At 64.7% G+C, this 14,050-nt stretch carries 15 protein-coding genes and 1 pseudogene; 8 read left to right on the top strand and 8 right to left on the bottom strand.

The annotated features are described in order from the left end of the window. Nucleotides 1–93: 93 nt before the first annotated feature. Both ACYPXD_RS12710 and ACYPXD_RS12705 read right to left on the bottom strand, forming a co-directional pair. Complete coding sequence (locus ACYPXD_RS12710) at nucleotides 94–414, bottom strand: DUF4148 domain-containing protein (protein WP_459711603.1); 321 nt, start codon at nucleotides 412–414, stop codon at nucleotides 94–96. A gap of 273 nt (nucleotides 415–687) precedes the next feature. Then, nucleotides 688–858 carry a hypothetical protein gene (locus ACYPXD_RS12705; protein WP_459711601.1) on the bottom strand — a complete coding sequence of 57 codons (171 nt, stop codon included), beginning with the start codon at nucleotides 856–858 and terminating at the stop codon, nucleotides 688–690. 388 nt (nucleotides 859–1,246) lie between these two features. Here ACYPXD_RS12705 and ACYPXD_RS12700 point away from each other — a divergent pair, with 388 nt between their 5' ends. From ACYPXD_RS12700 to ACYPXD_RS12680, 5 genes and pseudogenes are all read left to right on the top strand, one after another. Next, on the top strand, nucleotides 1,247–1,639 hold the full coding sequence (locus tag ACYPXD_RS12700) for a hypothetical protein (protein WP_459711599.1): 393 nt from the start codon (nucleotides 1,247–1,249) through the stop codon (nucleotides 1,637–1,639). A gap of 158 nt (nucleotides 1,640–1,797) precedes the next feature. After that, a pseudogene (gene dcm / locus ACYPXD_RS12695) lies at nucleotides 1,798–3,099 on the top strand (DNA (cytosine-5-)-methyltransferase); the annotation flags it as partial. Between the two features lie 177 nt (nucleotides 3,100–3,276). Beyond that, the gene (locus ACYPXD_RS12690) at nucleotides 3,277–3,723 is read left to right on the top strand and encodes a very short patch repair endonuclease (RefSeq protein WP_459711597.1); all 447 of its coding nucleotides are present in this window, start codon (nucleotides 3,277–3,279) and stop codon (nucleotides 3,721–3,723) included. 229 nt (nucleotides 3,724–3,952) lie between these two features. Further along, the gene (locus ACYPXD_RS12685; protein ID WP_459711595.1) at nucleotides 3,953–4,453 is read left to right on the top strand and encodes a YbhB/YbcL family Raf kinase inhibitor-like protein; all 501 of its coding nucleotides are present in this window, start codon (nucleotides 3,953–3,955) and stop codon (nucleotides 4,451–4,453) included. Between the two features lie 107 nt (nucleotides 4,454–4,560). Beyond that, a complete protein-coding gene (locus tag ACYPXD_RS12680; protein WP_459711593.1) occupies nucleotides 4,561–6,009 on the top strand; it encodes an MFS transporter in 1,449 nt (482 codons plus the stop codon). Nucleotides 6,010–6,163: 154 nt separating this feature from the next. Here the strand turns inward: ACYPXD_RS12680 and otsA are convergent, their stop codons facing one another. From otsA to ACYPXD_RS12655, 5 genes are all read right to left on the bottom strand, one after another. Beyond that, a complete protein-coding gene (gene otsA / locus ACYPXD_RS12675) occupies nucleotides 6,164–7,585 on the bottom strand; it encodes an alpha,alpha-trehalose-phosphate synthase (UDP-forming) (RefSeq protein ID WP_459711591.1) in 1,422 nt (473 codons plus the stop codon). A 200-nt stretch (nucleotides 7,586–7,785) separates the two neighbouring features. Beyond that, on the bottom strand, nucleotides 7,786–7,998 hold the full coding sequence (locus ACYPXD_RS12670; protein ID WP_459711588.1) for a hypothetical protein: 213 nt from the start codon (nucleotides 7,996–7,998) through the stop codon (nucleotides 7,786–7,788). A gap of 648 nt (nucleotides 7,999–8,646) precedes the next feature. Beyond that, complete coding sequence (locus ACYPXD_RS12665) at nucleotides 8,647–10,053, bottom strand: sigma-54-dependent transcriptional regulator (RefSeq protein ID WP_459711586.1); 1,407 nt, start codon at nucleotides 10,051–10,053, stop codon at nucleotides 8,647–8,649. A gap of 432 nt (nucleotides 10,054–10,485) precedes the next feature. Further along, on the bottom strand, nucleotides 10,486–10,746 hold the full coding sequence (locus ACYPXD_RS12660; protein ID WP_459711583.1) for a hypothetical protein: 261 nt from the start codon (nucleotides 10,744–10,746) through the stop codon (nucleotides 10,486–10,488). A gap of 60 nt (nucleotides 10,747–10,806) precedes the next feature. Further along, nucleotides 10,807–11,124, bottom strand: a complete 318-nt coding sequence (locus ACYPXD_RS12655) for an ElaB/YgaM/YqjD family protein (protein WP_459711581.1) — start codon at nucleotides 11,122–11,124, stop codon at nucleotides 10,807–10,809. Between the two features lie 405 nt (nucleotides 11,125–11,529). Here ACYPXD_RS12655 and ACYPXD_RS12650 point away from each other — a divergent pair, with 405 nt between their 5' ends. The 3 genes from ACYPXD_RS12650 to ACYPXD_RS12640 all read left to right on the top strand — a co-directional run bounded on the left by ACYPXD_RS12650 (nucleotide 11,530) and on the right by ACYPXD_RS12640 (nucleotide 13,908). Then, a complete protein-coding gene (locus ACYPXD_RS12650; RefSeq protein ID WP_459711578.1) occupies nucleotides 11,530–12,612 on the top strand; it encodes a sigma-54 interaction domain-containing protein in 1,083 nt (360 codons plus the stop codon). Between the two features lie 217 nt (nucleotides 12,613–12,829). After that, nucleotides 12,830–13,378 (top strand): hypothetical protein, encoded by a 549-nt coding sequence (locus ACYPXD_RS12645; protein ID WP_459711575.1) that lies wholly within the window; start codon nucleotides 12,830–12,832, stop codon nucleotides 13,376–13,378. Next, a complete protein-coding gene (locus ACYPXD_RS12640; RefSeq protein WP_459711572.1) occupies nucleotides 13,375–13,908 on the top strand; it encodes a hypothetical protein in 534 nt (177 codons plus the stop codon). Before ACYPXD_RS12645 ends, ACYPXD_RS12640 begins: the two co-directional genes overlap by 4 nt. Nucleotides 13,909–13,923: 15 nt before the next feature. Here ACYPXD_RS12640 and ACYPXD_RS12635 read toward each other — a convergent pair. Next, nucleotides 13,924–14,050: AAA-associated domain-containing protein (locus ACYPXD_RS12635; protein WP_459713264.1), on the bottom strand; the 127-nt coding region annotated here is incomplete at its 5' end.

The raw sequence follows: 14,050 nt of genomic DNA, 5'->3' as shown, positions 1-14,050 counted from the left end.
TCGACATCAGTGGCCGATCCGCCGTACATCTCGCTGAATCGGACGACTCGCTGGCGACACAGTCAGCGTGCGTCGTCCGACGGCGTGATCGGCTTAGTGATGCTGGTAGATATAGATCGGCGGCGAATAGGTGCTCAGCGCGCCTTCAGTGCGGGTCGTGCCGGATTCAGACGTACCGCCAGTCGCGGAGCCATAGCCGCCGTTGTCCGCCGCGCTCACGCGCGATTCCGCCTGCTGAACGGCGGCCGGATAGTGTGCGTCGCTCGAATCGAACGGGTTGTAGCCGACCTTTTCCAGTTGCGTCAGTTCGCCGCGCACTTCGGCACGCGTCAGGGGCTGATTCGATTGGGCAAACGACACGGCGGGAACCGCGAGGACAGCAGCAAGTGCCACAGCTTTGATGAGCGATTTCATGATCACACCTCCGAGATTGGTTTCGATTTGAGTTGCGCGTCTTTGCGTGCAACCGTTGAAAACAGTCTAGGAGCGAGGGCGTTTAGGGTAAACGCCTAAATCCCCAATTCATTATTTCGCGCGACAGGACAAATGGAAGGGATTAAAACGCGGAAGCGGGAACGCGGGGGTTAAACGACGCGCGCAAAGCGAACACTTGCGCGCGGTCACGCGGCGCCCGGCACCGTTCGGCGAGCGAGCGCCGACACGTGCCGCAGCATGCGCATGAACGCATTAGTGACGATGGCGCCAGTCTCCGTGATACGTGTCGAGCCAGCGCAGGCGACGCGCGCGCGGGCCGCCATGCGACGATTTGTGATGTTGATGCGCGATGATCCACAGCGCGACACAGACGATCACCATCACCGATGGCCCCAACAGATAGGCCAATGTCGACTCATTCATCACATCCTCCATCCCGACGACACCCATCCACTCATTTTAGGCAATGCGCGCCGATGTTTCGAAGCATGAAACATCTTCGTTACCGCGCTGCCTCGCCCCGCACTCGCACCGTGTGTACGCACCGCCGACGGCCTGTGTGCGCAGGCCCACCTTTCCCGATAGGTCGCTCACGCCGGACGTATTCCAACGTCTTATCATGCCCTCACCGCCTCCCTACCTCTGCCCGACAGCCATGCGCTACCCCTACAACATCGCGCTCGCCGCAGGTCTCATGCTGATCGTGTTGTCGTGCAGTCTCGCGCTCGTGCTGACCTGACTCACGGCGATCGCGGAATTTTTTCGCGACCCGCGCCTCAAGTTCTTCGCGTCCGCGTCGTCAATGCGACGCATGGACCGTCACCCGCACACTCCGTCCGGCTTCTCGATGTCGATGCTGATCGACGAGGACATCGCTCATATCGGCCGCGTCATGCCGGCCTCGATGCACGGCGACTCCGGCGGCGCGATTCTGCCGGCCGCGTACTGGCGCGAGCGTCTGAACCCGTTGCTTGCGCACGATCATCTGAGCAAACCGCAGCGTTGCGCGATCGACGGCCTGCTGCTGCAACTCGAGCATCTCGATGCGTCCAGGCTCGAGCCGCCGCCTTTCATGGGCGCCCCGCTAAACAACCGGGCGAGCCCGGCTGCGGCGGCCAACATCGCGGCAAATGCGACGTCGACGAGCGCCCGGCCGCCGGTTCGCCGCGCAACCCGTGCCGCCCGGCCACGCCGCCCCCGCTGATCGCATGGGTTCCGCCGATTCCGCAGACCTTTCGCTAGCACATTCGTTGCCGCCCCTGCACGCGATTGCACGACCGTTGTCGCGCGCACGCGCCACCGGCAAGACAGGAGCGCGCGATACGTCATAATGTCCGCAAAAATACCCAGCAAGGACATCCTGTGACCCAGGCCTCACCGCTTGACCTGTTGAAACAGGCGCGCATCCGCTTCACACAACGAGAAATCGCCGCGCATGTCGGCAAGGACATCAAGACGGTGCGCCGCTGGGAAAAGGGCGAGACGCTCTGCCCCGCACGCATGGCGCAGAAGCTGCAAGCGCTGCTGCACGCGCCGGCCACGGCCACGGCACTTCACCCACGCGCGCGCGACGCCGCGCCGAGCTTTCGCTTTATCGACCTCTTCGCCGGCATCGGCGGCATCCGGATGGGCTTCGAGGCGCAAGGAGGCGCATGCGTGTTCACGAGCGAATGGAACACGTTTTCTCAGAAGACCTACCGCGAGAACTTCGAGCACTTCGACGAAAGCCTCGCGACAACCACGGGTATCCCAGCAGCAGCGGCCTCCGCCTTTGCGGCGCCCAACCACACGCTGATCGGCGACATCGTGTCCTGCCCCGAACACACGGTGCCCGAGCACGACGTGCTGCTCGCGGGCTTTCCGTGCCAGCCGTTCTCGATTGCGGGCGTCAGCAAGAAAAACGCGCTCGGCCGTCCGCACGGCTTCGAATGCACGACGCAGGGCACGCTTTTTTTCGACGTCGCGCGTATTATCGCGGCGCGCCGCCCGGCCGCGTTCCTGCTCGAAAACGTGAAGAACCTGCTGTCGCACGACAAGGGCCGCACGTTCGACGTGATCCTGCAGACGCTGCGCGACGAACTCGGCTACGAAGTGCACTACCGCGTGATCGACGGTCAGCATTTCACGCCGCAGCATCGCGAGCGGATCATCATCGTCGGCTTTCGGAACGCCACGTCATTCACGTGGGACGACCTGCGCCTGCCCGAAGCGGGCCCGCGGCTCGCGTCGATCCTGCACCGGACCGACGGCAGCGAACCCGTGCTGCCGTGGGACGGCGAGCGCTTCTTCGATCATCGCGCGCGCGCCGTGCAAGCGAAGTACACGTTAAGCCCGAAGCTCTGGGCTTACCTGCAAAGCTATGCGGAAAAACATCGCGCGGCGGGCAATGGTTTCGGCTTCGGCCTCGCGTATCCCGACAGCGTCACGCGCACCCTGTCCGCGCGCTATCACAAGGACGGCTCCGAAATCCTCGTGCATCAGGGCAATCGGCTGCGGCCGCGCCGGCTGACGCCGCGCGAATGCGCGCGCCTGATGGGCTTTCCCGACACGTTCCGCATTCCGGTCAGCGATACGCAGGCGTACCGCCAGTTCGGCAATAGCGTCGTGATGCCGGTCATGCGCGAAGTCGCGCGCATCATGCTGCCGCACGTGCAAGCGGCACTGCCCGCCGCGTTGGGCACCGCCGCTGCACCCGGCACCGCACCCGGCACCGCATCAGGCACGGCATCAAGTACCGCATCAAGCACCGCATCGGACACCTCATTCCCGACAACAGGCGCGCTCGACAACGCCGTGCCGCTCGCGCCGCCGCGCTTGCCGATCCACGCCCAGGTGGCGTGAATGGTCGATATCGTCGATGCGGCGACGCGCAGCCGGATGATGTCCGGCATACGCGGCCGCAACACGAAACCCGAGTTGCTGATCCGCAGCCTGCTGCACCGCCGCGGCTTTCGCTTTCGCCTCGACGTGCGCGACCTGCCGGGCCGCCCCGACATCGTGCTGCCGCGCTATCACGCGGTCGTATTCGTGCATGGATGTTTCTGGCATGGTCACGATTGTCATCTGTTCAAGTGGCCGCAAACGCGCGTCGACTTCTGGCGCGAAAAGATCGGCCGCAACCGCAGCAACGACGCGAAGGTGACGGCCGCGCTGCTCGAACGCGGCTGGCGTGTCGCGACGGTCTGGGAATGCGCATTGCGCGGCGCGAATCGGGACCTCGACGGCGTGTTGCAACGCCTCGTCGACTGGCTGCAAAGCGACGCGCCCACGCTCGACGAACGCGCCTAGCCACCCGCGCGAGCTCCCCCACTGCAGGCTTACACCACGCATCGTTGCGCCGGCCATTGAACGCGCGCCGGAAGCGCTTCGAACGCGCCTCCCTACGTGCCTTTCCTGAGCGCATCCGCGCAATCGAGGCCTCAAGGCATGTAAGCGTGCGGTGCTAAACTTGACTGGCTAAGCCGGGCCTCGCCCGCAGAGCCCGTCCCTCTCAGAACTCACATGAAAGAGGCATACGATGGCTGATTTCCGAATCTGGTCGGACGACTTTCCCGCGAACGGTTTTCTGCCGAGAGCGGCCGAATACAACGACAAATCGTTCGGCGTCGACGGCGAAAACATCTCGCCCGCCCTGCAGTGGGATGCGCCGCCCGAAGACGCACAAAGCCTCGCGCTGACCGTCTACGATGCCGATGCGCATACGGGCAGCGGATTCTGGCATTGGGTGGTGGTCAATCTTCCGGTCGATGCGCGCAGCCTGCCGCGCAACGCGGGCAAAGCGGACGGCACACTGCTGCCGCACGGCGCGGTGCAACTGCGCAACGACTATGGCACGCAAGGTTATGGCGGCGCGGCGCCGCCGCGCGGCGACAAGACGCATCGCTTCATCTTCAGGCTGTACGCGCTGAAGGCGCCGTTGCCGCTCGCGCCGGAAACGACGAATGCGGTCGCGCGCCTGCTCATTCATCAGAACGAGCTCGACTCGACGACGTACACGGGGCTGTATGAACTGAAGTAGCCGGCGCCGGGCCGGCCCGCTAGCCAGCCCGGCCCTTCGATCCACAACGGTTTGAGCGGCCGCGAGGCCATCAAGCAAAAACAACCATCGCTACACCGCCACCGCCGATGCGCGCACAACCTTCCCGCAACCCTTCTCCCCCCTCTACCATCGATCCCGCCAACCGCCGCGGCCCCGCCACCGCGCAAGACAACGAACTGGGCCTGCCCTTGCCGCAACGCTATTGGGCAATCCTCGTCGTCGCATTCGGCATTTCGGTCTCGGTGATCGACAGCGCCATCGCGAACGTCGCGCTGCCGACCATCGCGCGCTATATGCATGCGAGCGCGGCCAGTTCGATCTGGGTCGTCAATGCGTATCAGCTTGCGGTCACGATCTCGCTGCTGCCGCTGTCCTCGCTCGGCGACCGGATCGGCTACCGGCGCGTCTATCTGGGCGGACTGGTGCTGTTCACGCTCGCCTCGCTAGGCTGCGCGCTGGCCAACTCGCTGCCGACACTCGCGCTCGCACGCGTGATCCAGGGATTCGGCGCCGCCGGCATCATGAGCGTGAACACCGCCCTGGTGCGGATGATCTATCCGCCCGCGTCGCTGGGCCGTGGCATTTCGGTCAATGCGATGGTCGTCGCCGTGTCGTCGGCAGTCGGACCGACTGTCGCGGCGGGCATTCTGTCGATCGCATCGTGGCAGTGGCTGTTCGCGATCAACGTGCCGATCGGCCTCGCCGCGTTTGCGATGGGCATCAAGGCCCTGCCCGGCAACGTGCGTCACGACTTGCCCTACGACTACGTCAGCGCCGTCATGAACGCGTTTGTGTTCGGCCTTCTGATCTTTGCCGTCGATGGACTCGGGCACGGGCAATCGTACGTGTACGTTGCGGCGGAGTTGATCGGCGCCCTCGCGATCGGCTACTTCTTCGTGCGCCGCCAGTTGACGCAGCCCGCCCCGCTTTTGCCCGTCGATCTGATGCGCAATCCGGTTTTCGCGTTGTCGATCGGCACGTCGGTCTGCTCGTTCACCGCGCAAATGCTGGCGTTCGTCTCGCTGCCGTTCCTGATGCAGAACGCACTCGGCCTGTCGCAAGTGCAGACGGGCCTGCTGATGACGCCGTGGCCGCTCGTCATCATCGTCGCCGCGCCGGTCTCGGGCGTGCTGTCCGACCGGATGTCGGCGGGACTGCTCGGCGGCATCGGGCTCGCGCTGTTGACGGCCGGCCTGCTGCTGCTCGCGACGACGATCGGCACGCATCCGCAGCCGGCCGATATTGCGTGGCGCATGGCGTTGTGCGGCGTCGGCTTCGGCATGTTCCAGTCGCCGAACAACCGGACCATCCTGTCGTCCGCGCCGCGCTCGCGCAGCGGCGGCGCGAGCGGCATGCTCGGCACCGCGCGCCTGACCGGGCAGACCTTGGGCGCCGCGCTCGTCGCGCTGATCTTTGGCGTGGTGCAACACCACGGTCCGGTCGTCGCGCTGTATGTCGCGGCGGGCTTTGCCGCGGTCGCGGCCGTCGTCAGCTCGTTGCGTGTGACGCAGACGGGCGCGGCGGCGTCGGCGTGACGGATCGCGCGGATAAGCGCCCCGCCAGTACGTGACACAAGCCCAATAAAAAACGGCAGCCGAAGCTGCCATCCGATCTCCGCGCATCGGGCGCGATGCGCAAATCGGGTTTCATGCATACGCGTCGACGTGACAGCCGCCACGTCCGACTCCATCAAGCCGTCACGTCAGCGCGCTTTACCGCTTTTTCGGTCACCGACGAGGCGGTCGCCACATGCCGCAAGTCAGCGAGGAAGGTATCGCGCCACACCGAAAGATTGTTCTCGCGCAGCGGCGCCATCATGTCCGCATGGCGTGCCTGCCGCTCGGCGAGCGGCATCGACAGCGCGCGTTCGAGCGCTTCGGCCATCTGCGACAGATCGAACGGATTGACGACGAGCGCGCCCGGCAGCTGCTCCGCGGCGCCCGCGAATTGCGACAGCACGAGCACGCCCGGGTCGGCCGGATCCTGCGACGCGACGTATTCCTTCGCGACCAGATTCATGCCGTCGCGCAGCGGCGTCACGTAGCCGACCTGCGAGTGGCGGAATAGCGCCATCAGCAGATTGCGTTCGTACTTGCGGTTCAGGTACTGGATCGGCGTCCAGTCGAGCTGTGCGAATCGGCCATTGATGCGGCCCGCTTCGCCTTCGAGGTTCTGGCGGATGCGCTGATAGGTCTGCACGTCCGAGCGCGTCGGCGGCGCGATCTGCACGAGCGACACGCGGCCGTGCCAGCCGGGCGCATTGAGCAGCAACCGCTCGAACGCCTGGAAGCGCTCGACGAGCCCCTTCGAATAGTCGAGCCGATCGACGCTCATGATCAGCTTGCGGTTGCGCATCGCATCGCGCAGGCTCTTCACCGCCTTGCGGTCGCCAAACTGCTCGGCCGCTTTCGCGATCGCATCCGGATAGATACCGATCGGATACGCGCCCACCTTCAGGAAACGGTTGTACGCATGGACGATGCCGTCTTCGCTCGCGCTGCCGTGACGGCCGCGCTCGATATAGTCGACGAACGACTGGCGGTCGGCCTCGGTCTGAAAACCCACCACGTCGTAGCTGCACATGTCCCTCACGAGCTCTTCGTGCGGCGGCACGGTCAGCAGCACTTGCGGCACCGGAAACGGGATGTGCAGGAAAAAGCCGATCGGGTTTTTCACGCCGAGCTCGCGCAGGCAGCGCGCGAACGGCAGCATGTGATAGTCGTGCACCCAGATGATGTCGTCAGGGCGAATCATCTCCTTCAACTGCTTCGCGAGCGATGCGTTCACGCGCAGATAGCCCGCATATTCCTGCCGGTCGTAGCGCGACAGGTCGTTGCGGTAGTGGAAGGTCGGCCACAGCGTCGCGTTCGAAAAACCGCGGTAATACTGGTCGTAGTCGCGCTTCGAAAGCGCCACGGTCGCGTAGGTGACGTTGCCCTGCTTCTCGATCACAGGCTGCGACGGCTCGCCCGCAATCTCCCCGCTCCAGCCGAACCAGACACCGCCGGTTTCCTTCAGCGCATCCAGCACGCCGATCGCCAGACCACCCGCTGCGGGACGGCCTTCCTGCGTCGGCGCGACGCGGTTCGACACTACGATCAATCTGCTCATACAGCTCCCCCTCATTCAGTTGACGTTCCGTGCGACGATGCGCCGAAATAGTGCACGCAAGAGTTATGCCGCATTGCGGCAAACCGGAACAGGAAAATGTATGCAAATGTGACAAACGAGCGAAAACGTCCTGCGCGCGCCGCGCGCGCGCAGGCTTTCCCACCACGGGCAAATCAACCGGAAAGTGCGACCGGGAGCGCTCAGGCGTCCTGCTCGGAACCGAGATCGCGCTGGTAGTCGAGTCCTTCCCTGCGCGTGCCGCCCTGGTTGTGATCCCCGTCCGGCGGGGCATCCGGCGCGGCGCGGTTTTGCGCCGCCGGGTCCGGTGCCGCGGGCGAGCTGGCTGGAACACTGCCGGGGCGCGGTTCGCGCTTCGAGTGGCGCGCGGAGCGCCGCAATGCAGGGTGTCTCATGATCGATGCCTCCAGGGGAAGGCCGCCACCGAACGGTGGCATCACCACAGTCTAGAACCCGGCAACGTAAATTGCCGGTAAAAAGTTCGCTGGTTTTGTAACGAGTACAGCAAGCCGCGCAGATGCAACGGCACCGTTGAGGGCCATCCGATAAGTCGGATCAATACGATCGGGTCGCTGGTGCTCGGGAACGCGGCGGCTCGCCGCGCAATGCGCGTCGCGCGGCATCGGCACGCGAACGCTTTGCGGCGCGTAATTCGGCGGAGGGTCGCCGATCGGCGGTGGCAGCGGTTCGCCAGGCAGGCGATCGGGATCGGGCGGCGCGTCGTCGCCCTCGTCAGGATCGTCGGGGCCGGGCGGCTCGGTCGGCTCCGGACGATGCAACCCGTCCGTCGTCCGCAACCGGCGCCGCGCGAACAATGCCGATGCACTCGATAAAGCGACGGTGTCGTGGTGCGGGTTCGACATGGAGCCTCCTTGTTCGCGTCCTCATGTGCCTCTTCGAGGACGTTGCAAAGGCTGTGCCGTTTCGGGTTCCCGGCGACTTCTGCGGATACCGCTCTTCTTTGGTATCCGCAAAGGCCCGCAGCAGACCGCGGTGACCTGCGGTGACCTGCGGCGTGTGCGCAGGCGCGCGCGGCACTCCGCCTACGCGTCGGCCTTGCCGAATGCCTGCGGTTCTTCGGCGCCGTCGCCATCGTCGGCACGGCCCGCGTCGTTGCCGTATTCGACGAGCCGGTTGTACAGCGTCTTCAGGCTGATGCCGAGAATCTCCGCGGCACGCGTCTTCACGCCGCCGCATTGCTCGAGCGTCGCGAGAATCAGCTGACGGTCCGCCTCGGCGAGCGAGGTGCCGAACGGAATCGTGATCGCGGTGCCCGCCGTCGACTTCGACAGCGTGATTTGCAGCGGCACCGTGGCTGTGCTGTCGGAGTCGGTGCCCGACATGATGTGCGCGCGCTGCACGTAGTTCTTCAGTTCGCGCACATTGCCCGGCCACGGATACGACAGCAGCATGTCCTTGACCGCCGGCGGAAAGTGCTTGCGCGTGCCGTGCTGCTCGTTGAGTTCGTCGAGGAACGATTGCGCGAGCAGTTCGACATCCTTGCCGCGCTCGCGCAGCGGCGGCAGGCTGATCGGGAACACGTTGAGCCGGTGATACAGGTCGAGACGCAGCTTGCCTTCGAGCACCGCTTGCTCCGGATCGCGATTGGTCGCGGCGATGAGCCGCACGTCGGTCTCGATCTCCTTCGTCGTGCCCACGCGCATGAACATGCCGGTTTCGAGCACGCGCAGCAGCTTGACCTGCAGCTCGATCGGCATCTCGGTGATTTCGTCGAGGAACAGCGTGCCGCCGTTGGCGCGCTCGAAATAGCCTTTGTGCTGGCGATCGGCGCCGGTGAACGAGCCGCGCTCGTGACCGAACATTTCCGACTCGATCAGGTTCGGCGAGATCGCGCCGCAATTCACGGCGAGAAACGCATGCTTGCGGCGCAGGCTCAGCTGATGCAGCGTCTGCGCCGCGACTTCCTTGCCGGTGCCCGATTCGCCGACCAGCATGACCGACGCGGCCGTCGGCGCGACGCGGCTGATCTGGTCGTACACCTGCTGCATGACCGCCGAATTGCCGAGCATCAGACCGAAGCGGCCCATGCGGCGCAGCTCGCCGCGCAACGTGCCGATTTCGGCCTTGAGATCGCCCGCGCGCGGCAGGCGATTCAGAATCGCCTTCACGCGCTGCATGTTGATCGGCTTGACCAGATAGTCGGCGGCGCCCATCTTCAACGCGCTCACGGCGGACTCGACGGTCGCATGTCCCGTGATCACGATGAACTCGACGCCGGAGCGCGGATCGAGATCTTCGAACAGATCGACGCCCGTGCCGTCCGGCAGCTTCAGGTCAGTGAATACGACGTCCGGCATCTGCCGGACGAGTTGAATGCGGGCCTCGCGCAAATCGCCGGCAGTCGCGGTGGTCAGGCCGTCTTCGGCGATGATCGCGGCTAGCGCTTCGCGGGTACCCGGATCGTCATCGACAATCAGTGCGTGTGGCATCGCGTTTTCCGAAACCTAAAAGTACGGGTGGTGGATAGCTCGAACGCGAACGGTCACGAGCCTACGTCAATGCTAGGTGTGGCAACGCCGCTTGGAGCGGCTGTCTATGAAAAATTTACCAACTTAGCGCAATCTCGCAACAATTGCCGCCTAAAAGTGAGGCAAAACGCTTCATTGTTGTTCATTTACTTATTATACGGCGATATCCCAATAAAACGATACGGGCCGGTCAGGTTTTGCCGAATGCGCGGTCGACCGCCGGCAGAAAAACGCCGGCCAGCGCGGCGTTCGTGCCGCGAACACCGCACGGCGCACGGCGCGAGGCGGCGCGCGTGACCGCGCAGGGCGCAGGCGCGCAAGCATTGCGGCTGCTTGCGTCAGCCAAAAGCGCTGACGCCACCGCGACGCAGCCTTGCCAGCCGGCAGGACCGGTCAGCTACGCGGGAACGGCCACGCGCCGCCGGCCGCGCTGTGATCGGCGCCGTTACCGACGCGCGGATGCGTGCCGCCCGACGTCGTCGCCGGCTGCAAAGCGTCGCTGTCGGCGGTGACCGCGCCGCCCTCGCCCTCCCAGCGCGTCAGATCGCGCAGGGTGGCCGCTTGCGCGGAGCGGCGATTCTGCGCCCAGCGCCATGCGAGCATGCCGCCGATGGCGAAGAGCGCACCGAAGATGCCGATTCTGGGTCGAGCCATGTTGACCTCCTTGCTTGTGAGAACCGTGGGCAATGAACCATGAACGAAACCGCTGCCGCGTCAGCGCGCCGCCAGCACACCGAGCACAAAGCCCGCACCCACGGCAAGGCCAAGCGCCTGCCACGGGTTTTGCCGCACATATCGCTCGGTCTGCACCGTCGCGCTGCGATAGCCGCGCTGCGCGGCGACCTGCGCATCGGCGAGCGCCGTGCGCAACGTATCGACATGCGCACGCAGACGTTCGCGCAATGCGTCAAGACCTTCGCCTGGCAACTGGGCCACGAGGCGCAGCATTTCCTCCGAATCCGTCAACAATACGTTCAGGTCCTCGACAATTTTCTGCTTGCCGAGCGCGAACTGGTCGGTGGTGGCTGTCATCGCGTTTCTCCTGTTTTCAGGTTTTGTCGATCTTTACGTCGATTCTTTTGTCGATAGATGGCACGCTTGCAACAGCCATACCCGACAATCATGTCGATGAACGCGCGCATCGCGAAGTTCCTCGCGAACAACGTGTCAATGTTGCCGGCTGCCAGGTTCGCAAACGTCCGCCACGAACTTTTTTCCGCCCGCCACTGCCATGCGCGACGAATGCAAGCGCCTTGCCGGGTATGGCGTGCCAGTGGTTAAATTAGTTTTTACGAGATGGCGGATCGCTTCCGGCGCAACTGCAGCGTATCGCGCATCGTGCGCACGCGCGGTTCACGGTGATGCATCGGGATGGAACCCGCCCTCTCACGGCCCGCGCCATCACATCCTCGAACATTTACACAGGACACCCTGGTTATGGCGTCAACCGATCTGGACTCGCCCGCCGCCGACACTGCCGGCGGCAGCGCAACGTCACAGGCAAAACAGCGCGGCGCCGAAGGCGTCGCGGGACTGAAGTCGTACGGGACGCTGTACGGCTCGTCCCCCGTTATGCTCGATCTTTACGAGCAGATCGAACGCGTGGCGGCGACCGACGCGACCGCGCTCATCATCGGCGAATCGGGTACCGGCAAGGAGTTGATCGCCCGCACGATTCACGAACACAGCGCACGCAGGAGCGGCGCATTCGTTGCGGTCAATTGCGGCGCGATTCCGGACGAGCTTATCGAAGCCGAACTGTTCGGCCACGAGAAAGGCAGCTTCACGGGCGCCGTGCAAGGCCGCATCGGTTACTTCGAGCATGCGAACGGCGGCACGCTGTTTCTCGATGAGGTGACGGAAATGTCGCCGGTGCGCCAGGTCAAGCTGCTGCGCGCGCTCGAAACCGGCACGTTCTTTCGCGTCGGCGGCTCCGAGCTGATTCGCGGCGACGTGCGCGTGATCGCGGCGACCAACCGCGATCCGGCGGTCGCCGTCAAGGAAAACGGACTGCGCGAAGACCTGATGTACCGGCTCGCGGTATTTCCGTTGCGCGCACCGCCGTTGCGCGAACGCGAAGGCGACCGCGAACTGCTCGCGCAGCACTTTCTCGCCGCATTGAATCAGCAGGAAGGCACGAACAAGGTATTCAGCAAGCGCTCGATGGAGACGCTGCGCACCTGGTCGTGGCCCGGCAATGTGCGCGAACTGAAAAACGCCGTGTATCGCGCATTTATCCTCGCGGAAAAGTCGGTCGAGCTGCCTCATCCGCATCTGATGTCGCGCGTGAAGAAGCCCGTTACGCTCGGCGACTCGATGAGCGTGTGGATCGGCACGCCGCTCGCCGACGCGCAAAAGCAGATCATTCTCGGCACGCTCAAGTACTGCGGCGGCGACAAGCGGCGCGCGGCGAAGGCGCTCGGCGTCAGTCTGAAGACGCTGTACAACCGCTTGAGCACCTACGGCGACGAAGATGACGGCAGCCCGGAAGACAACCCGTCCATCAGACCGGGCAACTGAGTCGAGCCACAGCACCCGATAGCCGGGCGTTAAACAGAAACGTCCGGCACACGCATCAGCTTTTGCAATTACTTGCATTTTTTCTATGCCAATTACAAAAGGCATCCTGCACAATCCTTTTGCTAACAAGTCATGAGGTCTGACCCGTAGCGGCCGCGCCCCCCTTCCATGCGGCGCGACGGGTAAGCAGGAGCAAAAAGAAGCAATGCAAACAATCATGTCCGGCGCCATTCGGGTGCCGCGTCCGGGCGCGCTGCTGGCCGCGCTCTTTATCGCCGCGGTCGCCACCGCACTGAGCGGCTGCTCGTCGCTCTACTCCGAAGGCGCAACAGCGGGTGCCGGTATCGCCGGTGCGGCCGTCGCCGGGTCCATCACCAACAACGCAGCCGTCGCGACCGGCATCGGTCTTGGCGCAGTCGCCGCGGCGCGCGCCGGCGTCCAGTATTCGGAGCGCGTGATCCATCGCAATACTCAGGATGGCATCGCTCAGGTCGCCGGGCCGCTCGAGGTCGGCGGCGTCGCACCGTGGAGCGTCACGCATTCGGTGCCGCTCGAAGAAGACGAACACGGCCGCGTGACGGTGAGCCGCGTCATCAGCAGCGGGCCGCTCGATTGCAAGGAAATTGTGTTCTCGGTCGACAAGGCGGCGACCCAGGACAAGCCCGCGTCGAGCGCGTTCTATGTCGCTTCGATCTGCCGGGACGGCACCGCGTGGCGGTGGGCATCGGCTGAGCCCGCTACCGAGCGTTGGGGCGCGTTGCAATGAGCGCCGTCGAAGGCATGCTGCGCGTAGCGCTCGTCGCCGCACTGTGCGCCGGCGCCGGCACGCTGATGAGCGGCTGCAGCTCCACGTCGCTCGGTGCGGCAGGCGGCGCGGCGGCGGGCACGGCAACCGGCATCGTCACCGCGAACCCGGCGATCGGCATCGGCGTCGGCATCGCCGTGCAGGCGGTGACGACCGAGTCCATCAATCGCTACTACCGCGTCATGCATAGCGATCAGCAGAACGTGATCGCGGCGCTCGTCGGCACGATGAAAGTCGGCGACACGCGGCCGTGGAACGTCAAGCACACGCTGCCGATCGAAAACGGCCACGGGCAGATCCGCGTGACGCGCGCGTTTTCGTCGGCGCTCGCGGACTGCAAGGAGTTCGCGTTCTCGGTCGCCGACGGCGACGAGGCGAATTCGCCCGAGCACTGGTACACGGCCGCCGCATGCCAGATGCAGCAGGACAAACGCTGGTGGAAATGGGCGTCGGCGGAACCCGCGGTCGACCGGTGGGGGAACCTGCAGTAGCGGTTCCCGCGCGAGTCAGGACTCGACGTCCTCGAGGCTGAAAATCTCCGACTGGTCGTTATACGAAAAAATCTCGCCGTAACGGCCCCAGTTGATCACCGCGTCGAGCGTCTCTTCGGCGGCGCTATCGGAGAGGAAGTCT

The sequence above is a fragment of the Paraburkholderia sp. 2C genome (assembly GCF_054589215.1).
This window is presented reverse-complemented; position numbering and strand designations above follow the sequence as displayed.